This window comes from Butyrivibrio sp. AE2032 (assembly GCF_000702965.1).
Window position 1 is genome coordinate 198756 of the sequence record NZ_JNLF01000006.1, and the last position, 20480, is coordinate 219235.

The following is a 20480-nucleotide window of genomic DNA, read 5'->3' on the forward strand; positions in this document are numbered from 1 at the left end:
GTATACTATATATCGATAATGATTAGAACAAAAAATAACTCAAAATGCCTGTTTTTTAGTGAGAATCAGCTTGTGTAAGTCTCATAAATATCAACCTGGTCATAAATACATCTCCAGGAGCTCCAGGCATCGGCTGTTACACAGATATAGTGTTTACCATCATTGGATATCTGATAGCTTGCACCACAACAACCTGACTGGTTTACGAAGCCAGTCTTGGCGCCTACTACATCACCATGGGTATCCTTATCTTCTATTCTCCTGAGAAACCAGTTGGATATCTGAAGGCCTTCCGGATGCTCAGTTGTAGGTGTAGTAAGATAGGTCCTTGCGTTTAATACCTCATGACAAAGAGCGTTCTCTTCAGCCGCCTTCAGTATCATAGCCATATCAAGAAGTGTGCAGTAATGATCTTCATCATAAACTCCAACGCAATTTGTAAAATGCGCTGTATCTGAAAGCCCAAGCTCTGCGAGCTTGTTATTCATCAAATCTACAAAAGCTTCCTGAGATCCTGCCACGTACTCAGCAAGACACATTGCTGCATCTGCACCGGAAGGTAGTATCGTACCGTAAAGAAGATCCTTGATTGTGAGCTCTTCTCCTACCTCAAATCCTACTGCACTACAGTCATGCTTGAATACATAATCCCCAATTTCTCTGGTCATGACAAAGGTGTCATCTATATTTTCCATGTTTTCTACAGCGACCAAAAGGGTCAATATCTTGGTCATGGAAGCTGGATTGATGCGGACATTACCATCCTTGGAAGCAACCACCTTTCCGGTTTCAAGGTTGACTAATAGTCCGTAAGTACTATAAACTTCCTCGCTGGAAATATATACCGTATCGGAATCAGGTGAGACACTATATCCATCAAAAAAGCTCTCGGAATCTTCGGATTTTGTCAGGTAGACGTTCTCTTCTTCAATCTCCACGTCTTCAACCACGGTATCAATAATTGATACCTCTTCTACTGCCTGTTCTACAACCTGCGCAACAGGCTCTTCCGTCTTCTTATGGGTCACCTTGACTACAAGAAAAATAAGCCCTGCTGCAACTGCCAGAAAAGCAAATGCCAGCATGCTAAGATGAATTATTATTTCTTTTTGACGTCTTTTTCTATATTCTGAGGCCGTAAGTCTCTGGCCATCTTTTCTTCTGTAATTAGCTCTTGTGTAACTCAAAAAAAAACCCCCAAAGTAAACATGTAACGGCAATATATTACCATCTTTTTACATGCTACTTCAAGGGAAAAAGGCCACAATAAATGAATTAAAATTTTGTGGTTTTATTTAGTTGACCGATATATTTTTTTGAAAAGATCTTTCTCTACAATAAATATATCATGGGGATTATCTACACTAACTGCAATGTAATCACTCTTTTTACCGATCATGTAGGTATCGCAGTCCCAATATGGAAATACCTTGGTGGTTTTTGTAAGCTTCTCGGCATAGATATGATGCTCAGTTGTAGAAATACACCCCTTTGCTTCGGGAATCAAAGGATAAGTTTTACCGTTATCTGCGTCTTTGATTATAGGAGTATAATCAAGATCTAGTTTAAATTTTCTGCCATTTATCTTATAGGTACTCTGGAACTTCTCTTCACTAATTGGAAAAACATCTCCATTCAGGCCAATAATAAGGACTGTGTTATCTCTTATCGGTACATTATTATCTCCTTTTATGGTTCTTACAATAGCCATATTTCCTGGAGGAATAAGTTTTTGAGGTTTAACAAATCCAATAATCCTTGGAGTTTTGACATATTTCTTCATTTTTGAAGTGTCAAGAGGAGTCGTTTTTGCACAGATTATGTCAGAGTTTTCAAAGTAATCATTTAAACGCTCTCTGATAATGTTGTTGATGGAATGTCTTGGAGAATCATCATCTACATCTACATAATCAGGGTATTCCTTCTTTAAAAGCTCATGTTTTAATATTCCACCGGCTTTTTCAGTATGACCGCCTCCTGAACCTAATTTATCAGCTATAAATGAAGCCAATTCATCTGCCCTTGTGTCTGTAACACAGCTTCTGATAGAAAATTTAACACCGAAAGGAAGTACGCTATATACCAGGCATACATCTACAGTATCAATTCCTTCGATGAAGTCTCCTATAAGTCCAAGAAGATTAGGATCACAGGGCTCAGCTCTCAAAATCGCATATTTATTGGCATTATGATACTCAAGCCCAAGCATTGCAACACCAGCTATTCTGGCTTCCTTAAGAGTGAGATTCATATTCTTAAGTCTTAAGATAAGCGACTTATCATAGTCAAGAGAATCCACCATATCTTTATCCAAAGGATGCGCAATTTCTGAAAAAGCATTGGTGTCTGAATAAAGCCCATAGTAAAGGGCGGTTGCAATCTTTTTGTCTATTAACTTCTCTTCACCTTCTATCTTGAGAAGATTCCAAATAACAGTGCATGAGCTTCCAAGATTACTTCTTACTTCGTTTTGGCCAGGCAGATTGCAGGAAACCTGATGATGGTCGATTACTGCAACCTCCTTGGCTTTAAACTTCTTAACATTACCTTCCCCGTACTGGCAATCAGTCATCAAAAGAAGATCTGGTTTAGATCTTAAGGTTTTTATATATTCAATTGGAATGTTGAGTTTTTGAACAAGATAAACCAGATTACTCTTTGTGATCTCGAAATTGCCAGAATAGACAAAACGGACCTTCTTTTTATGAGATTCAAAGTATCTAAACAAAACATACCCTGAACAGATTGCATCTGCATCAGGGTTGTCGTGACACTGAATTACAATAGAATCATATACTAATAGACTAGATAATTTCATAATCACTCCCTCGGTCATATCATATAATAAACCAAGGAAGAATGATAGACTAAATTTATTTAAATTCAGTTGAATAGTAAGGAATTATAAGTGCTTCTCCAGCCTGAAGGCATGAAGAATCAGCAATTGAATTGATTGAGCAAATCTCTGATATATATGCATTAACGTTCTTATAATGTTCAGAGGAATAATTACTCTTTGCAATATCCCATAAAGTATCATTAGCATGAACAGTTACTGTCTTATAATATTTAAATTCAGGTGTAAAATCATCGGACTGAGCATCTGACATAAATGATGAAAAAATAAATATCATAAGAAAAAGCACTAATGCACTTGCTAATGCCAAGAGACAAACCTGTCTTCTGAAAATGCGCTGTCTTTTCATCTTGTTTTTACGAATGCGCACTTCACTTTCGCTGAAATATCTGGGATCGTTATAAAGACTTGCTGCTGCTCTCATTGCTTCACTCATGACTATACTCCTTAAATGAAAACCCAAACAAATGTTACGAACAACTGTTCTGAAATAATAATATCGAACAAACTTTCGCTTGTCAACATTTTTCGAACATATTTTCCGAACAAATATTTGCATTTGTTTTTAACTCTGTGCTATACTAATAAAAAAATGTAGTATATTCACACAGGAGGAGCCCTATGTCAAAAGGTAAGATATCACCCAAACAGCAGGAAATTCTTGATTATATCAAGGAACAGACTCTTTTAAGAGGCTTTCCACCGGCTGTAAGGGATATATGTAAGGCTGTTAATCTTAAATCTACTTCTTCCGTTCACTCCCACTTAGAGACTCTTGAGAAGAACGGATATATCAGGAGAGACCCTACTAAGCCTCGCGCAATTGAAATCTGTGATGATGGATTCAATATGGTAAGGACTGAGATTGTCAGCATTCCTGTAGTTGGTCAGGTAGCAGCAGGAACTCCTATCCTCGCCGAGGAGAACATCGATTCCTACATTCCTATCCCTGCTGAGATGTGCCCTAAGGGTGCAGATGCCTTTATCCTTAACGTAAAAGGCGATTCCATGATAAACGCCGGCATCTACAACGGTGATAAACTATTCGTACAAGTATGTGATACAGCTAAAAACGGAGATCAGGTTGTAGCTCTTATCGATGATTCAGCTACAGTAAAGACATTCTATAAAGAGAAAGATCATATCAGACTCCAGCCTGAAAACGATTCTATGGATCCAATTATCGTAGATGATTGTAAGATACTGGGTAAGGTTTTTGGAGTTATGAGATTCTATTGAGATTAAGTAGCTTTTGAGCCATATATTTTTTAAATGCGCAGTTCTCGCACGAGGCGATGATTTTCAGAATTAAAAAAACAGCAAATGCCAATTGCTTTAAGCAACGTCGAAATGAGGCATTTGCTGTTTTATTTAATTCTAGAAAACCACAACGTAGGAGCAAACAAGCATTTTAAAATGAATGGATTAAAAGCGGCATTTATGCCAATTCTCCTGCGTCGATGAGCTTTCCATCTCTCCAGATTCTTTCGAGGTCGTAGAATAGTCTATTTTCGTTGTCGAAAACATGAACTATGATGTCACCAAAATCAAGAAGGATCCAGTTTGCACTGTCGTATCCTTCTACATTTTTGGTCATGTGTCCTGATCTTCCCAGCTTTTCCTGAACATTATCAGCAAGGGCCTGAACCTGATTACGGTTAGTACCTCCAGCTATGATAAAATAATCAGCTAATGTAGAAATATTGCTGATATCAATTACCTTAACATCTTCTGCCTTTTTGTCATTTAAAGCATCAACCGCCATGGCAGCCATCTTCTTTGAAATCTCAATATCTGACATATTTACCTCTCGTTATTTGTAGTATTTTTTGTAAAATTCATAGGCGTTCATAGTAGCATCATCACATTCTTTTCCGATGGTTTGTAGATAGATAACAGAATCATGGAGAATATGAGCAAGACACCTGTCTAAATCCTCAAAGGCTTCTTTTCTTATGACAGGAAGTCCTTCTAATGGCTTTCTGTTAGGTTCTATAAAGTCTGCTATGTAAATTATCTTTTCCAGAAGAGACATGTCCTCTCTTCCGGTTGTATGCCATCTTATGGCATTTAAGATTTCCGTATCGTAGACATCATATCTGGTTCTTGCAAGGTACATTCCAACCTTGGCATGTAAAAGAGAATGATTTCTTCTCTCTACATCAGTAATGTCGATATTGTTCTTTTCGCAGATTTTTATCTGCTCATCATGTGACATACATTTAGCGCAGTCATGTAAAAAGCCTGCAATTAAGGCCTTTTCGACATCTGCTCCATGCACAAAAGCCATACTGGCAGCAGTATAAGCCACACCTAAGGTATGATCAAACCTGTCAGGTTTTAATTCCTTCTCCAGCTGTTTTCTGAGTTTTTGAGAGATCTCAATAGTTTTCATCTATAAAGCCCCTTTATACACATGAACTCAATACACTGTTCCGGCATGAGATATCTGACAGAACGTCCGGTCTTCACTCTTTGTCTTATTTCAGTTCCGGAAATATCCATCCTGTTAAAAGTCAGAAGTCTTATATCAGCTCCATAAATCTTGGCCAGTTCTCTTCTCTTTTTATCAAGAGCAGGAAGATCATCCTGTTCTCTTACAGCCGCGAGAATAATACAGGATTTCAACAGTTCAGATGCTCTATACCATGTATCAATGCCTATAATAGAGTCTCCACCAAGGATCAAATATAATTCATCTCCGGGATACATGAGCTTCAGATCCTGAATAGTATCATAGGTATAGGTGCCTTCCGGTTTATCTATCTCAAGTCTTGAGCAGGTGAAATATGGGTTATCAGAAATAGCCATTTTCACCATCTGATAACGTATATCTCCGCTGGATACTTCGGTTCTGTTTGGCATATGAGCAAGGTTATTGGGGATGTAGATAATTCTGTCAAGCCCAAACTGCTCCCTGGCCGATTCGCCGAGAAGTAAATGTGCGTTGTGTATAGGGTCAAATGTTCCGCCTAGTATACCAATTTTTCTGCATTCCATAATTTAGCCTCCGAAATGGTATATTGAAAGGGTTTAGATTTATATATCTGCTTTTTTGTTCTTGGGAAGAATAATCTTCGGATCGTCCTTGAAAGGCTTATATAAAACAAACTTTCTTCCAATTACCTGAACCAGATCAGACCTTGTTCTCTCTGAAACAGTTCTGGCTACTTCATTAACATCATCAAGACAATTCTTTAATACTGTGATCTTTACAAGCTCATGTGTATTAAAAGTCTCGGAAATAGCTGTAACAACCTCGGGAGAAACACTGGATTTTCCAATCTGGAAAACCGGTTCAAGGTCAGCTGCAAGTCCCTTTAAAAAAGCTCTTTGTTTGCTAGTAAGTGTCATTTATTCATCAACCTCATCTGTATCTTCATCGTCATCTACAGGTACAGTATCTGCATTTCTGTAGTATTCAAAACTATAGCCATACATTCTGACGGTATCGCCTTCCTGTATGTGTAACTTTTCAAGTTCATCCAAAATTCCTGTATCAGCAAGAAACTTCTGGAAGAAAGCAAATCCCTTTTCGGATTCAAGATTAGTGTAACCAAGCATTTTCTCAATCTTAGGACCTTCAATGACATATTCTGCCTCGTCCTGATCGTAGAATACTGAGTATGCATCATCAGCTTCTCTGGAGATTTCTTCAGGGAAGAATTCCTGTTCAAAGGTTACCGGCTCATCCTTCATCTCAGAAAGTGTACTACTTACATAGTATAACAATTCTTTAATGCCTTTTCCAGTAAGGGTGGATGTTGCAAAAACCTTTACTCCAAGTGGTTCATACTTTTCTCTGATCTTATTAATTATTTCTGAATTTTCACCCTCAGGAAGCATATCCACTTTATTGGCTGCAATAACCTGGATCTTCTTAGATATGTCTGCGTTGTAGTTCTTGAGCTCGTTATTGATAGCTTCAAGATCCTCTAATGGGTCTCTACCCTCAGTAGAGGCAGCATCAACCACATGGATCATCATTCTGGTACGCTCGATATGACGAAGAAACTCGTGTCCAAGACCTGCTCCTTCAGATGCACCTTCGATAAGTCCGGGAATATCTGCGACTACAAAGCCTCTTGCACCATCAAGATCAACAACACCAAGCATAGGAGTAAGTGTTGTGAAATGATAATTGGCAATCTTAGGCTTGGCATTGGATACTTTTGAAAGGAAGGTGGATTTTCCAACATTTGGAAAACCAACAAGTCCAACATCGGCAATGACCTTAAGCTCTAAAAGAACTTCAAGTGATATTGCTGGCTGACCAGGCTGTGCATACTTTGGAGCCTGCATTGTAGATGTTGCATAATGCATGTTACCGTTTCCGCCTTTTCCGCCCTTTAAAATAACGGCCTCTTTGTTATTGCCACTCATATCAGCAATAACCTTACCACTTTCGGCCTCTTTTATTACAGTTCCTTCAGGAACCTTTATTATGAGATCTGCACCGTTTTTACCGTGCATACGTCTCTTATTTCCATCTTCACCATTTTCAGCCTTATATTTTCCGCCGTAGTGGAAGTCTGAAAGTGTATTGATACCTTCATCTACTTTGAAGATGATATCTCCACCTTTTCCTCCATCACCGCCGTCAGGGCCTCCGTTAGGAACATACTTCTCACGTCTAAAAGAGATATGGCCGTCGCCGCCCTTTCCACTTTGAATAAATATTTTGGCTTTATCAACAAATACAGGCATAATTATTCCTCAATCATTTAGTAAAAAACAGGCTTCAAACGATAAGTTTGAAGCCTGAAAGGTACAAATTACTTATTCTCTACAGGATGAACGCTAGCCTGCTTTTTGTCTCTGCCCTTGCGCTCAAACCTGAGAACACCATCAACAAGTGCAAACAATGTGTCATCGCTACCGATTCCAACATTTACACCAGGATGAATGTGTGTTCCGCGCTGTCTGTATAAAATATTTCCAGCCTTCACGAATTGTCCATCAGCTCTTTTTGCTCCAAGTCTCTTGGACTCTGAATCTCTACCGTTCTTAGTAGATCCAACACCCTTCTTGTGAGCAAAAAATTGAAGGTTCATATTCATCATGACTTATTCCCTCCTAATTTTAATGTTCAAATACTTCTTACCGTACTCTTCGTAAATACCATTGATCCCAAGTTCATAGGATTTCAGAAGTAAAACCGCTGAATCTGAAAGCTTGTTATCAAATTCCATTGTAATTATTCCCTTTTTCTCGTCCTGTGTTACAACGAGATCATCATCAGTGAGTTCCTCAAGAGAATTGATGGTGTTAATAGTAAGTACTGAAACTGCTGCACAAACTATATCCTTGCCATAGTCATCAAAACCTGCATGACCTTTGCATTCAATCCTTTTGTAATTATCATCTGACGATCTGGTAATTGTTATGGTTGTCATGGTATTCGCTTAAACTAATTACATTGTGATCTTGTCGATCTTAACAAGTGTGAATGGCTGTCTGTGACCGTTCTTCTTGTGATAGCCAGTCTTTCTCTTGTACTTGTAAACGATAACCTTCTTAGCACGACCCTGCTCTACTACTGTAGCGCTAACCTTTGCTGAGCTTACATCGCCAGCAACCTTAAGAGTCTTGTCGTCGCTTACTGCAATAACATTATCAAATGTTACTTCTTTTCCAGGCTCTACATCAAGCTTCTCTACCTTGATCTCGTCGCCCTCGGAAACTTTGTACTGCTTTCCACCAGTTACAATAATTGCGTACATAAGTTACCTCCTTCTTCAAAAAACTCGCTAACTTCGGCGGGGATAAACCCACTTAAGCCTAGTTAAGCGGCATACCATGGTATAATATCATTCATCTATCATGTTGTCAACAGTATTATTGTGATTTTCTAATATTTCTTTTAATGATTTATCGTTTTTGTTCCTGGTAAGCTCAACAATACCCAATCCAGTTATATCAATAAACTGGGTGTGTACAGCTTCTTTCCTGCAAAGAGACCTTACATAATTACAAAGATCTTCAACTGCATCCTTATCTTTCATGTTTATAAAATCAATAAGAATCATACCGGTAAGATTGCGAAGCCGAATCTGGCGCATTATCTCTAAAGCTGCTTCCTCGTTCACCTTTTTAATAATGTCTTTTTTGCCTGAAATTGCTTTTCCGGTGTTAACATCAATGGCATTAAAGCTCTCAAGCTGTTCTATGATCAGAAAAGCACCACTTTTTAACCAAATCTTACGATGCATCAGCTTTTCGATATCAGTCTTTATGCTATAAACCACGGATTCATTTATCACATTAACATCTTCAATCCCCTGTAAAGTAAGGAAATTCTTAGCTTTGGTAATATGAGAATCCAAAGTGTCATTTTCCTGCTTATAAAGACAGGATGATGAAGTCCGTGTTCTTCCATTCTTTAGGATTGTAGAAAGGTCCTTAAGATTACAGGACATATCAGAATAAACCAGATCTAATAGTTCCTCCTTAGAAACACCTGAGTTCAATAGATCTAGGATTTCCGTCCTTAAAATTACCCCAAAGGATTGGCCAAATAATTCCGATTTTTTATTCTTTGATAACTCCTGATATGTTTCTTTTAGTTCAGAAGATAGTTCATCTCTGACATTGGAAGTTAGCTTTAATGAGACTCCTAGTCCTTTTTTGCCTAGAGTAATTACTGAATACTTTCCGGATACAGAAATATAAGAGGTAAGCTTAGCCTGTTTGAGCTTTTGAGCTTCTGTTTCAACCTGAAGGATCACTTCATCTCCCTGCCTTATTTCATCAGGAGATACTATCTTTCGATTACACACATTAGAACTCAGGATGCTCTTAAAGGGCACATATCCAGTATTTCCATCACCATAGCGGACAAAGGCTGCACTAATATTCTTTACAATGTTTTCAACCCTGCATAGATAAACATCACCTCTGTCAGAGTCATGAAGGACAGAAAGATGTTCAAGCCTGTCATCTATGTAACAGGCTACTACAGGATTATCATTGTATTTTGAAACGAGAATATCAGCCATTTATGTATACTCTTTCAGACACATCACCCGGAATGAAAGGCTCAATATAGAGCTTATCCCCATCCATTCCGGAGGTATATATATCAATTCTATGGATTGCAAGGGACAAAGGATTAAACTCTTCTCCAAGACTCTTAAAGAAGTATTCAAACAAAAGAGCTATCTTAAGAGTCTCTACACTGCTCATGCTCAAAAGAAATGTTGCACTATCATCTTCTCTGTCGAAGGAATAATCAAATATCATGTGCTTCATATCTATTTCTTTTTCGCCGCTCTTGGTCTTTTTCATGGCCGGAAGCTTATCCGCCTCCAGATACTTCTCCATTTCTGAAATCCAGTCAAAAGATGGCTTAAGACTATCCCTGAATCTTACTTTGTACTTCGCTGCATAAGAAGTGGTCATTGCTTTATCGGCGTTTTCAGGAAGTTCTTCAACAGCCAGAATCTCTATGCCCTCATTCATTACGTTATTAAGTCTGTTCATGATATCTGAAGTACTTACCATGGAATTAACAGTCATATCAAGGTATTCTCCATCACTTGTTGCCCCTACAGAAAGAGGCTGCGCAAAAGATAACACCTGATGGGGAGAAAAGCCTTCTGAATACTTTATATCCACATCAGCTCTTCTTATTGCTTTTTGAAAATATCTCATTACATCAAGATGGCCTATAAATTTAATAGGACCATTCTTTGAAAATTTCACACGTAATTTAATCATTGGATTTACTTTCCTTACATACTCCTACGCCGTAAGCTGCTGCTCCACAGCCAAGACATCCCTTTCTGCAGTTGGTAGAGGGCTTGCCTGACAGAGCTGTTTTCCACTCTCTAAGCAGGAATTCCTTAGTTACACCACAGTCGATAATATCCCAAGGGAACAACTCATCCTCAGTTCTTTCCCTGGTTGTGTAGAAAAATGGATCTATATCACATTCCTTGAAGGTGTCCATCCACTTGGCAAAATCAAAGTACTCACTCCAGGCGTCGTATATGCACCCCTTCTCATAAGCCTTTAAGATAACCTTTGAAAGCCTTCTGTCACCTCTTGCAAATATTCCCTCCATCATGCTGGCATCAGCTTCATGCCAGTTATATTTGATATGTTTCTGATTAAGCTGAGACATGATTCCTTTTCGGGTCTTATTAGCCTTATCCAGGAATTCCTCTTTTGTATTCATTGGCGCCCACTGGAATGGTGTAAAAGGCTTTGGAACAAAGAAAGAGGTGCTGGCAACAATATCAATTGTTCTTCCATTTCTCTTTTCCTTGGGTACTGTCTCAAAATACTCAACAGCAACCTTATTTGCGATATCACCGATACCAAGAATATCTTCATCTGTCTCAGTGGGAAGTCCCAACATGAAGTACAGCTTAACTTTATTCCAACCACCCAGGAACGCTTCGTGGGATCCTCTAAGGATATCCTCCTCAGTAAGACCTTTATTTATAACATCTCTCATTCTCTGGGTTCCAGCCTCAGGCGCAAAGGTAAGACTGCTCTTTTTTACATCCTGGACCTTACTCATTACATCAAGGGAAAATGCATCGATACGAAGGGAAGGCAGTGAAATGTTCACTTTCTTCTCGTTGCATCTGTCTATCAAAAAATCGATGAGTTCAGGAAGTTTAGAATAATCACTGGAACTTAAGGAACTAAGTGAAATCTCTTCGTATCCGGTGTTATTTAATGCTTCCACAGCAATCTCTTTTAGATGCTCCACATCCTTTTCGCGAAGAGGCTTATAGAGCTGTCCTGCCTGACAGAATCTGCAGCCTCTTATACAGCCTCTCATGATCTCAAGGACAATTCTGTCCTGAGTGCATTTAATGTATGGAACAACTGGTTTTGTAGGATAAAAAGCATTTGTAAGATCGGTGCAAAGCTCTTTTTCTATTCTTTTAGGTATATCATCATAAACAGGTGCGATGCTATCTACTGTAAAGTCTGACTTATATTCAACCTTGTAAAGAGAAGGTACATACATTCCGGGTATTTTGGCTACCCTGTGCAGAAACTCTTTTCTGGAATAGCCTTCTTTCCTGTATTCCTTGTACAGGTCAAAAAGTTCTCTGTATCTTGTTTCACCCTCACCTACGTAAAAGATATCAAAAAACTCAGCTATTGGTTCAGCATTATAGGTACAAGGGCCACCACCGATAACGATCGGATCATTCTCATTTCTTTCTTCAGAAAGGAATGGAATACCTGAAAGATCCAGGACCTGAAGTATGTTTGTATAGCACATCTCATACTGCAGGGTAAAGCCAAGGAAGTCGAATTCCTTCACGGGATCCTGAGATTCAAGCGCAAAAAGAGGAATGTTCTTTTCTCTCATGAGCTTATCCATATCCATCCAGGGAGAATAAACACGCTCACACCAAACATCCGGGTAAGAATTGAACATTCCATACAGTATCTGTATTCCCAGATGAGACATGCCTATTTCGTAAACGTCAGGGAAACAAAAAGCAAATCTTATATCAACCTGTGACTTATCCTTTGTTACAGAGTTGACCTCATTGCCTATATATCTCTCAGGCTTTTCGATGCTAAGTAATGTCTCATCTGATAAAGCTAATTTAGTATTCATAGAGTTTCCTTTATCGTCTTGCCAGTTCGTCAGTTATGTCCTCCCAGCTGACATTTTTGACAGCCATAAGGACCATCATATGATACAGGAAATCTGACATTTCGTAAATAACCTCATTATCATTTGGGTTTTTAGCGGCTATAACCATCTCTGTAGCCTCTTCTCCAACCTTTTTGAGGATCTTATCAATGCCTTTTTCGTAGAGATAATTTGTATAAGAGCCTTCTCTTGGATGCTCTTTTCTGTCCTTTATAACCTCGTATACGCTGTCTAAAACCTTCTGAGGATTCTTTTCGCTGTATTCTTTCTTGGCAATCTCGTTAAAGAAACAAGAGTAGCTTCCTGTATGGCAAGCAGCTCCCACCTGTTTAACCTTTGCAAGAATGGTATCAAGGTCACAGTCAGCATAAAGAGCTTTCACATACTGGAAATGAGAACTTGTCTCTCCCTTTAGCCAAAGCTGATTTCTGCTTCTGCTAAAATAAGTCATCTTGCCTGTTGAAAGAGTCTTTTCATAAGCCTCTTTATTCATGTAAGCCAGCATAAGAACCTGATCAGTCCTATAATCCTGAACTATTACAGGGACCATACCGTCAGAATTCTTCTTAAGGCTTTCCCAGGAAAATGCAGGTTCAAGGGCACATATCTTAATGCCTTTATCTGTGAGAGACTGCTTATATGCGTCAATTTTCGAGAAGTTGTCGTTAATAATGTTACCAGTAATTCCATCAATGAAATCATTAGTGGCAAATAATTCATCAGGCTCATTCTGGATGGAGTCAATTAAAACGGAAAATGGCAGGTCAATTGATGGCTTTTGTAAGTCATTATTGTCCTTAGGGAAAAGAACTATTTCTGAGCCAAACTTCTCCACAGCCTCTTTATTGTCTTCAAGTACAGAAGGATTGCTGTAACAGATTACAATCTTATCTTCGCCGAACTTCTCAGAAACTTCCTGAAGGATTTCAATATTTCCGGGCTTTTCAAAGTTAAGACTTCCACGTTTGCATCCGGCATACAAAAGCTTTTTGATGTCTTCCATACGCTTAACATTTCCGGCACCGGTAACAGGAACATCGACAGCCTTGCAGATATCCTTGATCATATCAAGAGCCTTTTCGTGTTTAGCATCATCTCCAGAAGGAGAAAGATCAAATACATATATTTCATCAACATTGGAGTCAGAAAGCTTTATAGCGAAAGCAACAGGATCTTCAGAGATCACCTGCTGATCAGTAATACTTTTGACAACCTTCTCATCTTTTAGATAAACAGAACCAATAAATCTTTTTCCTGAAAAGCCCATATTAAAGCGCTCCTTTTGTGCTTAATACATCTGTTATTCTGGGATCGATGGTAGTTGCCTCATCCAGGGCTTTCGCAAAAGCCTTGAAAAGAGCTTCGATCTTGTGATGATCATTTAATCCTGATAAAACCTTAAGGTGTAAATTCATGGCTGCAGAATAAGATACAGCATAAAAGAATTCTCTCACAAGCTGGGTGTCAAATCCACCGACCATAGGTGCTTCAAACTCTGCATCCATAGAAAAATAAGGTCTTCCACAAAGATCAACAGCTGAAAGTACTAAGGTTTCATCCATTGGTAAGATCATGCTACCATAGCGCTTAATGCCTTTCTTGTCCCCAAGCGCCTTTGCAATGGCCTGCCCAAGTACAATTCCGGTATCTTCAACAGTGTGATGACCGTCTACCTCAATGTCTCCAGACACAGTGACATCAATGTCATAAAATCCATGTTTTGCAAATCCCTGAAGCATGTGGTCGAAAAAACCGATCCCTGTAGAGATGTTTGAAACGCCACTACCATCAAGATTAATGGAAACTTTTATGTTTGTTTCTTGCGTTTTTCGCTCTACTGTCGCACTTCTTTTTTCCATAACTTGTGTCTCCTTAGTATTTAAGCCTAAATATTGCGATTTACGTTTATAAACATAGTATAAACTTGCAGTTTACATATAATTTAGAAAGTTAACTTGCAATTTTTACATTATTAAATTTAATTACAAATGTAATTTAAGCTTATTGACTATAACAGTCATAAGCCAACCTCATCGACTGATTCACTCAAACCGAACTGCTATGGAATTTGCATGAGCAGTCAAGCCTTCCTGGGCTGCAAACAGTTCGATGTCCTTATGAACATTTAATAAAGCCTGTTGTGAATACGAAATAATACTAGTTTTCTTAATGAAATCATCAACAGAAAGAGGTGAAAAGAACCTTGCAGTTCTGTTTGTTGGAAGTATGTGGTTAGGACCTGCAAAGTAATCACCCAAAGGTTCCGATGAATAATCCCCCAGGAAAATAGCGCCTGCATTTTTAATCTTGGTCATTGTCTCATAGGGGTTCCTTGTGATTATTTCAAGGTGTTCAGATGCAACTGCATTAGCTGCTTCAATAGCATCCTCCATATTATCAGCCACAAAGATATATCCATAGTTATCCAAAGATTTTTTAATTATCTCAGCTCTGCTTAAGGTCTTTAAAAATCCATCAATTTCATCTGATACCTTTTCTGCAATGTCCTGAGATGTGGTAATGAGAATTGCGCTTGCCATTTCATCATGTTCAGCCTGTGAAAGCAGATCTGCTGCAACAAATCTTGGATTAGCTGTATCATCTGTCAAAACCAGAATCTCGCTGGGACCGGCAATGGAATCAATAGAAACGTGACCAAAGCAAGCCTTTTTTGCAAGTGCAACAAAAATATTTCCGGGACCTGTGATCTTATCTACCTTAGGGATAGACTCTGTACCAAAAGCCATTGCTGCAATTGCCTGTGCACCACCAACCTTATAGCTTTCGGTAACACCTGCTATATCAGCAGCTACAAGGGTTCCGGGATTAACCTTTCCATCCTTTCCGGGAGGTGTGCACATTACAATCCTCTCAACTCCTGCAACCTTTGCAGGAACAACATTCATTAAAACGCTGGATGGATAAGCTGCTTTTCCTCCAGGGACATAAACTCCCGAAATCTCAATAGGAAGGATACGCTGTCCAAGAATAGAGCCATCTTCTTTTGTATCAATCCAAGTGTTACGCTTTTGCTTCTCGTGGAATGCTCTGATATTTTCAGCACTCTTTTTCATAACCTCAATAAATTCAGGATCAAGTGCTTTATATGCCTCTTCTATCTCCTGTCTGGTTATCTTAACGCTTGTAGCATCAAGCTGACATTTGTCAAACTTTAGTGTGTAATCAAATAGAGCTTTATCACCGTTTTTACGGATATCATTTATTATTTCATTTACTGTATTCTCATATTCTGTATAACTTCCGGGATTTCTGTTGAGAAGATTTCCGAGAAGTGCATTTTTAGTTTCTTCAGTGAGTTTTAGTGTTCGCATATTACCCAAGGTTCTCCTTCATATCTGCAATCAGTTTTCTGATCCTTTCTGTTTCCATCTGCATGCTTACCTGATTTACAATCATTCTTGCAGATAACGGACAGATTTCTTCAAGTACTTCAAGTCCGTTTTCTCTTAAAGTGGAGCCTGTCTCAACAATGTCAACAATAACATCAGATAGGTTTACGATAGGTCCAAGTTCAACAGATCCATTAAGCTTAATAATATCAACTGTCTGATGCTTTTTATTATAGAAGTAGTCTTTAGCAATATTGGGATATTTGCTGGCTACTCTTATCATTTCTCTGTGCTCCAAAAGCTCTTTTGCCTCATGAGGTCCGCAGACACACATTCTGCATTTTCCAAAGCCCAGGTCCAGAACTTCGTATACTCTTCTGTTTTCTTCCAATATAGTGTCTGCGCCAACTATTCCAATATCAGCAGCACCATATTCAACATAGGTAGGAACATCAGGCCCCTTTGCCAGGAAAAACTTAAGCTTCAGTTCTTCGTTGGTAAAAATAAGCTTTCTGGTCTTCTTATCCAGGATCTCTTCGCATTCAATCCCGCATTTATTAAGTATTTCCATGGTAGAGTTAACAAGTCTTCCCTTACCAAGTGCAAATGTAAGATATCTCATATTATTCACCCTTTACCCCTTCTTATAACAAAGGGCAACTTTGGCGCCTTCTTTTCTAAGTTTTGCAGCTTTTGATAACTTATCTGAGAAGCTATTCTCATCATATTCAAGAGTTACTACCGCTTCTTCCTGCTGTATCTCAATATTCTGCCTGTAAAGCGCAGACATAAGATCATCAAGAATAATAACGAAGCCAATAGCCGGAGCTTCCTTTCCATACTTGCCGAGAAGTGAGTCGTATCTCCCCCCCTTAGCAATGGCATCTCCAACACCGTAAGTGTATGCGCTGAAAATGACACCTGTGTAATAATTGAATTTACTGAGCATTCCCAGGTCAAAAGACACATACTGGTTGCATCCGTATTCTTTTAAAACCTGGTACAACCTTTTGAGCCTGGCAATAGCATTTACCGAACGCTCATTGGTAACTTCCTTTTCAGCCATATCAAGGGCTTCATCAGATCCAATAAATTCAGAAACCTTTACGATTAGGTTCTTGTAATTATCAGGAATGCCTCTTTCTGCCATGATATTCTCTGCAGCGAAATAGTTCTTCTGAACTATCTGTTCCCTGATAAGAGATTCTGTCTCTTCATCAATTCCTGCTACTTCACAGATTCCCTTATAATAATCAGCATCTCCGATACTAACCTGAAAATCTGTAAGTCCTGAAGCTTTAAGATTTTCTATTAAAAGAGCTATCATCTCAGCATCAGCATAAACTGAATTGTCATTATAAAGCTCTACGCCGATGTTGAAGTTCTCTTTAAGCTTACCCTGCAGATTAGAAGTATTAAGGAAGGATTTGCCCTGATAAACTACTCTTACTACCTCTCCGTCCTCCAGCATGACTTTGGAAGCGCATCTTGCTATTGAAGGAGTAAAATCAGGTCTAAGTACTAAAGTATTTCCTTCTTTATCAAAGAATTTGTAAAGCTCTTTTGCATCAGAAGTATTGATCTCTTCAGCAAACACATCAAAATACTCAAAGGTTGGAGTATCAATATCCTCATAACCAAAACTCTTAATCTTGTCATGGATCTTATCTGTGATAATGAGCCTGTCTCTGCACTCTGATCCGTAAATATCCCTTACTCCGTCCGGGGTATGTAATAACACTTTGTTCATATAAACCTCACTTTAGTAATGTACAGTGTTAATATGGTAATTCGTTATCATAGAGAAGAGTTTACATTATATCAAGATACATGTCAACAATTTATTCTCTGGATTCAAGGTCTATAGAAAGGGCATCCAGATACGGAATTAGAAGCCCGGAATCACCTGGAGATTTTATAACATATTTTTCATCTAGCTCATCGTGGCGAAAGCTCTTTCTTCCGCCGTTTTCAGCTCTGTCCCAAAAGATCTTCAGCTGTCTGTAGGGAAGATAATAAAACTCATTAAGTCCGGTATAATAGATCAGGAAAAAGGCCACGCCATCCTGCTTTTCAAAATTTTCCATGAAAGCAACCTGATGGGGATGAATGTTTTCAAGAGTAAAAGTCTCGTAAGCACATTCCTTGGCATCAAAACATACAGGTATTCCCTGTACAGCGCCAATATAGTCTACGGTACTCTTCTGATCGAAATAAGCCAGGGTGATATGCCTGGTCTCCTTCTCTATGTTAATTGGTGTAATTGGTGTGGGGATTTTCTGAATAAGAGCAAGACCCATTTCCAGGTATCTCTCATTGGTCCTGTTGATCAGCTCTTCTAATGTAGATCCACGAAGCCCCCTGGATTTCCATGTAGGCATATCGACCTTCTCATTCTAAGAATTCTTTGAATTTGTCGGGAAGCTGTGCTATAAATTCTCTTCCCTCTATATCAGTAAAAGGCTCTCCCATATTGTCCGGAAAAACCAGTCGATAGCTGTGAAGGAGCTGTGTATTTAGCCCCTTTATTTTCTTTCCGCCGTACTTCACATCTCCAATAATTGGATGACCTATACTGGCTAAATGCGCCCTTATCTGGTGGGGTTTGCCTGTTACAAGCTTAACCTCTAAAAGAGTCAGATCCGTGTCTTTAATGTACTCAACAGGTTCATACTCAGTCTCAATATAGGAATAAGAATCATCCTTAGGATCCTTATCTTTTATTGTAACCTTATTGGTTTTCTCGTCCTTTTTAAGAAAACCTTTTAAAGACAGCCCGTCCTTAATCCTGCCTGTAACTATGGTCCTGTAGTACTTTTCTACGGATCTGTCCTTTATTATCTCATTCATTTTCCTTGCGCCTATAAGTGTCTTTGCGCAGATAATAAGTCCACTGGTATTCCTATCAAGCCTGTTGCAGATAGATGGCCTATAGGTAGATAGGGATTCTTTTGTAAGCTCCCCTTTATCATAAAGATAATCTATGAGCCATTCATTAAGGCTAAGGTCATCCTGACTTGCCCTTTGAGAAAGTACACCCCAGGGCTTATTCACTAGAACAATATTGTCATCTTCAAAAACAACAGGAAATTCCCCGAAGGTCTTGAGGGCATCTCCCAGATTTTTGAATCCGGAACTTTCCTTTTGACCTCGGAACTTTTCAAAGGTTTCATCTGAAAAGAAAAGCTTAATGGAATCTCCGCTAGATAGCTTTTCTTTTCCGTCTGCCTTTTTATTATTGAGGGTAATATTCTTCTTTCGAAGCATTTTGTAGATAAAACTTCCGGAAGCCTCTTTAAGATAGGATTTCAAAAAGGAATCCAGTCTCTTACCCTCTTCATTTGCTCCAATAGTGATTTCTTTCATAATAAATACCTTACAGAGATATTGATAAAAGAACTGATGCAGGGGTCTGGGTTGTCCCGGGAACCCAGGCATCTTCAATTGCTGCCGGATCAATACCTTTTTCATCCCTGAGTTTTTCAAGTTGGGATAGCCTATCCAAAAAAGCATCAAGCTTGTCAAAAACCTTAATACTATAAGAAGAATAACCGCTCTGGGCCATCATTTTCTTTATGTGCTTCTCCAGATCAACGGTATCATAGCTATGATCTGAAGTGTAACAACAGATATTCTTATCAAGTACAGTTGAGGCTGCAACATTGAAGTTTTTATCATATGAAGTGATCACATGATCGTAATGAATAAGAAGTCCGCCTTTAGCTTCCTCAATTTTATTAAAATCACTCTCCCGACAAGCTTTTGCCCTCAAAAACATTATCATATTTACTGCGCTCCAGCCTGTAGGGAGGCAGCCAAGAGCCGCAATGATGCTAAGGACATTTTTCTGGGAGCCGTACATAATAAGACCTGTAACAAATAAACCAACCACAATAAGTAGGCAGATTGCTGTCCTAATGATAGCCACATTCTTTCTGTAGCTGATATAACCAAACTCACCCTTATATTTCTTCTTCATTAGATAAATCCCCAATAATCTTCTATATAATAGTCTGCAAGCTCTCTTTTGAGATCATCACTGTGCATTGAGTAGTCGTCGCTAACAGCTACGACAGTCATTCCGGCATTTTTACCCGCTTTTATCCCATCAACCAGGTCCTCAAAAACAAGGCATTTCTCCGGTGCAACATCAAGCTCTTTTGCAACAGCCAGATAAACATCAGGAGCAGGCTTTCCCTTTAGGATCTCGGTACCTGATTTGATACTGACAAATCGCTCCTTTATATTATGGGAAGAAAGGACCTGTTCTATCAGTTCCTTGGAATTGCTGGAAGCTATGCCAAGTTTGATGGATTTCTTTTCGCACTCGGATAAGAACTCAAAGGCACCTTCCTTTAAAGGGACTTCATTTGTGTACTTATCCCAGGCCATTTTATTCCAGTCGTCACCAATCTTTTCGACAGAATCCTCGATGCCAAATCTCTCTTTAAAATAATGAGCTGTCTCTACAAAGCTCCTTCCACCAATCTCCTTTTGGAGGTTCTTTGGAGGCTCTATCCCAAAGCCTTGAAGGTATTCAATGTCGATTGCCTTCCACATCCACATGGAATCAACCAGTGAACCATCCAGGTCAAATATAACTGCTTCAAAATCATTTAAAAATTCATTATTCATAGAAAAA

Annotated in this window: 24 protein-coding genes; 1 reads left to right on the forward strand and 23 read right to left on the reverse strand. The window is 38.9% G+C overall.

What is annotated here, in order from left to right; translation table 11 throughout:
* Positions 1–65: 65 nt before the first annotated feature.
* The 3 genes from BO18_RS29135 to BO18_RS34575 form a co-directional block, all read right to left on the reverse strand.
* On the reverse strand, positions 66–1187 hold the full coding sequence (locus BO18_RS29135) for a D-alanyl-D-alanine carboxypeptidase family protein (protein WP_051689290.1): 1122 nt from the start codon (positions 1185–1187) through the stop codon (positions 66–68).
* Between the two features lie 104 nt (positions 1188–1291).
* Positions 1292–2818 (reverse strand): DHH family phosphoesterase, encoded by a 1527-nt coding sequence (locus BO18_RS29140; protein ID WP_034452197.1) that lies wholly within the window; start codon positions 2816–2818, stop codon positions 1292–1294.
* A gap of 55 nt (positions 2819–2873) precedes the next feature.
* Entirely contained in the window at positions 2874–3293 is a 420-nt protein-coding gene (locus BO18_RS34575; RefSeq protein WP_051689291.1) for a LysM peptidoglycan-binding domain-containing protein, read from the reverse strand.
* 185 nt (positions 3294–3478) lie between these two features.
* On the opposite strand from BO18_RS34575, the gene lexA reads away from it, so the two are divergent.
* Positions 3479–4096 (forward strand): transcriptional repressor LexA, encoded by a 618-nt coding sequence (gene lexA, locus BO18_RS29150; protein WP_034452199.1) that lies wholly within the window; start codon positions 3479–3481, stop codon positions 4094–4096.
* 199 nt (positions 4097–4295) lie between these two features.
* Here lexA and rsfS read toward each other — a convergent pair whose 3' ends face one another.
* The 20 genes from rsfS to BO18_RS29250 form a co-directional block, all read right to left on the reverse strand.
* On the reverse strand, positions 4296–4658 hold the full coding sequence (rsfS, locus tag BO18_RS29155; protein WP_034452200.1) for a ribosome silencing factor: 363 nt from the start codon (positions 4656–4658) through the stop codon (positions 4296–4298).
* Positions 4659–4670: 12 nt separating this feature from the next.
* On the reverse strand, positions 4671–5252 hold the full coding sequence (yqeK, locus tag BO18_RS29160) for a bis(5'-nucleosyl)-tetraphosphatase (symmetrical) YqeK (RefSeq protein WP_034452201.1): 582 nt from the start codon (positions 5250–5252) through the stop codon (positions 4671–4673).
* Positions 5249–5857 (reverse strand): nicotinate-nucleotide adenylyltransferase, encoded by a 609-nt coding sequence (gene nadD / locus BO18_RS29165; protein ID WP_034452202.1) that lies wholly within the window; start codon positions 5855–5857, stop codon positions 5249–5251. The genes yqeK and nadD overlap by 4 nt, the downstream gene beginning before the upstream one ends.
* A gap of 39 nt (positions 5858–5896) precedes the next feature.
* Complete coding sequence (gene yhbY, locus BO18_RS29170; RefSeq protein ID WP_034452204.1) at positions 5897–6211, reverse strand: ribosome assembly RNA-binding protein YhbY; 315 nt, start codon at positions 6209–6211, stop codon at positions 5897–5899.
* A complete protein-coding gene (gene obgE, locus BO18_RS29175; protein ID WP_034452206.1) occupies positions 6212–7564 on the reverse strand; it encodes a GTPase ObgE in 1353 nt (450 codons plus the stop codon).
* Between the two features lie 68 nt (positions 7565–7632).
* Positions 7633–7920, reverse strand: coding sequence for a 50S ribosomal protein L27 (gene rpmA / locus BO18_RS29180; RefSeq protein WP_013280832.1), 288 nt, complete (start codon positions 7918–7920; stop codon positions 7633–7635).
* Between the two features lie 3 nt (positions 7921–7923).
* Positions 7924–8253: a ribosomal-processing cysteine protease Prp gene (locus BO18_RS29185; RefSeq protein WP_034452208.1), complete on the reverse strand. Its 330-nt coding sequence runs from the start codon at positions 8251–8253 to the stop codon at positions 7924–7926.
* A gap of 18 nt (positions 8254–8271) precedes the next feature.
* Positions 8272–8580, reverse strand: a complete 309-nt coding sequence (gene rplU / locus BO18_RS29190; RefSeq protein WP_034452209.1) for a 50S ribosomal protein L21 — start codon at positions 8578–8580, stop codon at positions 8272–8274.
* Between the two features lie 87 nt (positions 8581–8667).
* Positions 8668–9855 carry a ribonuclease E/G gene (locus BO18_RS33805; RefSeq protein WP_051689292.1) on the reverse strand — a complete coding sequence of 396 codons (1188 nt, stop codon included), beginning with the start codon at positions 9853–9855 and terminating at the stop codon, positions 8668–8670.
* Positions 9848–10576 (reverse strand): TIGR03936 family radical SAM-associated protein, encoded by a 729-nt coding sequence (locus BO18_RS29200; RefSeq protein ID WP_051689293.1) that lies wholly within the window; start codon positions 10574–10576, stop codon positions 9848–9850. Before BO18_RS29200 ends, BO18_RS33805 begins: the two co-directional genes overlap by 8 nt.
* On the reverse strand, positions 10569–12449 hold the full coding sequence (locus BO18_RS29205; RefSeq protein WP_034452210.1) for a TIGR03960 family B12-binding radical SAM protein: 1881 nt from the start codon (positions 12447–12449) through the stop codon (positions 10569–10571). The genes BO18_RS29200 and BO18_RS29205 overlap by 8 nt, the downstream gene beginning before the upstream one ends.
* A gap of 10 nt (positions 12450–12459) precedes the next feature.
* Positions 12460–13755: a bifunctional phosphoribosyl-AMP cyclohydrolase/phosphoribosyl-ATP diphosphatase HisIE gene (hisIE, locus tag BO18_RS34580; RefSeq protein WP_081861328.1), complete on the reverse strand. Its 1296-nt coding sequence runs from the start codon at positions 13753–13755 to the stop codon at positions 12460–12462.
* Between the two features lies 1 nt (position 13756).
* A complete protein-coding gene (gene hisB, locus BO18_RS29215) occupies positions 13757–14347 on the reverse strand; it encodes an imidazoleglycerol-phosphate dehydratase HisB (protein WP_034452213.1) in 591 nt (196 codons plus the stop codon).
* Between the two features lie 183 nt (positions 14348–14530).
* Positions 14531–15820, reverse strand: a complete 1290-nt coding sequence (gene hisD, locus BO18_RS29220; RefSeq protein WP_034452214.1) for a histidinol dehydrogenase — start codon at positions 15818–15820, stop codon at positions 14531–14533.
* A 1-nt stretch (position 15821) separates the two neighbouring features.
* Entirely contained in the window at positions 15822–16460 is a 639-nt protein-coding gene (gene hisG / locus BO18_RS29225) for an ATP phosphoribosyltransferase (protein ID WP_034452215.1), read from the reverse strand.
* Between the two features lie 12 nt (positions 16461–16472).
* The gene (hisZ, locus tag BO18_RS29230) at positions 16473–17588 is read right to left on the reverse strand and encodes an ATP phosphoribosyltransferase regulatory subunit (protein WP_034452216.1); all 1116 of its coding nucleotides are present in this window, start codon (positions 17586–17588) and stop codon (positions 16473–16475) included.
* Positions 17589–17679: 91 nt separating this feature from the next.
* A complete protein-coding gene (locus tag BO18_RS29235) occupies positions 17680–18219 on the reverse strand; it encodes a Holliday junction resolvase RecU (protein ID WP_034452218.1) in 540 nt (179 codons plus the stop codon).
* A gap of 10 nt (positions 18220–18229) precedes the next feature.
* Positions 18230–19204: an RluA family pseudouridine synthase gene (locus tag BO18_RS29240; protein WP_034452219.1), complete on the reverse strand. Its 975-nt coding sequence runs from the start codon at positions 19202–19204 to the stop codon at positions 18230–18232.
* 10 nt (positions 19205–19214) lie between these two features.
* Positions 19215–19817, reverse strand: a complete 603-nt coding sequence (locus BO18_RS29245; protein ID WP_034452221.1) for a hypothetical protein — start codon at positions 19815–19817, stop codon at positions 19215–19217.
* Complete coding sequence (locus BO18_RS29250) at positions 19817–20473, reverse strand: HAD family hydrolase (RefSeq protein WP_034452222.1); 657 nt, start codon at positions 20471–20473, stop codon at positions 19817–19819. Before BO18_RS29250 ends, BO18_RS29245 begins: the two co-directional genes overlap by 1 nt.
* Positions 20474–20480 lie beyond the last annotated feature (7 nt).

What these genes read in the sequence shown, in the direction of transcription:
- hisB (WP_034452213.1), bottom strand. Translation starts at nt 14,347, where the DNA reads ATGGAAAAAAGAAGTGCGACAGTAGAGCGAAAAACGCAAGAAACAAAC.
- rsfS (WP_034452200.1), bottom strand. Translation starts at nt 4,658, where the DNA reads ATGTCAGATATTGAGATTTCAAAGAAGATGGCTGCCATGGCGGTTGAT.
- BO18_RS29185 (WP_034452208.1), bottom strand. Translation starts at nt 8,253, where the DNA reads ATGACAACCATAACAATTACCAGATCGTCAGATGATAATTACAAAAGG.
- BO18_RS29200 (WP_051689293.1), bottom strand. Translation starts at nt 10,576, where the DNA reads ATGATTAAATTACGTGTGAAATTTTCAAAGAATGGTCCTATTAAATTT.
- hisG (WP_034452215.1), bottom strand. Translation starts at nt 16,460, where the DNA reads ATGAGATATCTTACATTTGCACTTGGTAAGGGAAGACTTGTTAACTCT.
- BO18_RS29250 (WP_034452222.1), bottom strand. Translation starts at nt 20,473, where the DNA reads ATGAATAATGAATTTTTAAATGATTTTGAAGCAGTTATATTTGACCTG.
- nadD (WP_034452202.1), bottom strand. Translation starts at nt 5,857, where the DNA reads ATGGAATGCAGAAAAATTGGTATACTAGGCGGAACATTTGACCCTATA.
- lexA (WP_034452199.1), top strand. Translation starts at nt 3,479, where the DNA reads ATGTCAAAAGGTAAGATATCACCCAAACAGCAGGAAATTCTTGATTAT.
- yqeK (WP_034452201.1), bottom strand. Translation starts at nt 5,252, where the DNA reads ATGAAAACTATTGAGATCTCTCAAAAACTCAGAAAACAGCTGGAGAAG.
- BO18_RS29205 (WP_034452210.1), bottom strand. Translation starts at nt 12,449, where the DNA reads ATGAATACTAAATTAGCTTTATCAGATGAGACATTACTTAGCATCGAA.
- BO18_RS29240 (WP_034452219.1), bottom strand. Translation starts at nt 19,204, where the DNA reads ATGAAAGAAATCACTATTGGAGCAAATGAAGAGGGTAAGAGACTGGAT.
- BO18_RS29245 (WP_034452221.1), bottom strand. Translation starts at nt 19,817, where the DNA reads ATGAAGAAGAAATATAAGGGTGAGTTTGGTTATATCAGCTACAGAAAG.
- hisD (WP_034452214.1), bottom strand. Translation starts at nt 15,820, where the DNA reads ATGCGAACACTAAAACTCACTGAAGAAACTAAAAATGCACTTCTCGGA.
- yhbY (WP_034452204.1), bottom strand. Translation starts at nt 6,211, where the DNA reads ATGACACTTACTAGCAAACAAAGAGCTTTTTTAAAGGGACTTGCAGCT.
- BO18_RS29235 (WP_034452218.1), bottom strand. Translation starts at nt 18,219, where the DNA reads ATGCCTACATGGAAATCCAGGGGGCTTCGTGGATCTACATTAGAAGAG.
- rpmA (WP_013280832.1), bottom strand. Translation starts at nt 7,920, where the DNA reads ATGATGAATATGAACCTTCAATTTTTTGCTCACAAGAAGGGTGTTGGA.
- BO18_RS29140 (WP_034452197.1), bottom strand. Translation starts at nt 2,818, where the DNA reads ATGAAATTATCTAGTCTATTAGTATATGATTCTATTGTAATTCAGTGT.
- BO18_RS34575 (WP_051689291.1), bottom strand. Translation starts at nt 3,293, where the DNA reads ATGAGTGAAGCAATGAGAGCAGCAGCAAGTCTTTATAACGATCCCAGA.
- hisZ (WP_034452216.1), bottom strand. Translation starts at nt 17,588, where the DNA reads ATGAACAAAGTGTTATTACATACCCCGGACGGAGTAAGGGATATTTAC.
- hisIE (WP_081861328.1), bottom strand. Translation starts at nt 13,755, where the DNA reads ATGGGCTTTTCAGGAAAAAGATTTATTGGTTCTGTTTATCTAAAAGAT.
- rplU (WP_034452209.1), bottom strand. Translation starts at nt 8,580, where the DNA reads ATGTACGCAATTATTGTAACTGGTGGAAAGCAGTACAAAGTTTCCGAG.
- obgE (WP_034452206.1), bottom strand. Translation starts at nt 7,564, where the DNA reads ATGCCTGTATTTGTTGATAAAGCCAAAATATTTATTCAAAGTGGAAAG.
- BO18_RS33805 (WP_051689292.1), bottom strand. Translation starts at nt 9,855, where the DNA reads ATGGCTGATATTCTCGTTTCAAAATACAATGATAATCCTGTAGTAGCC.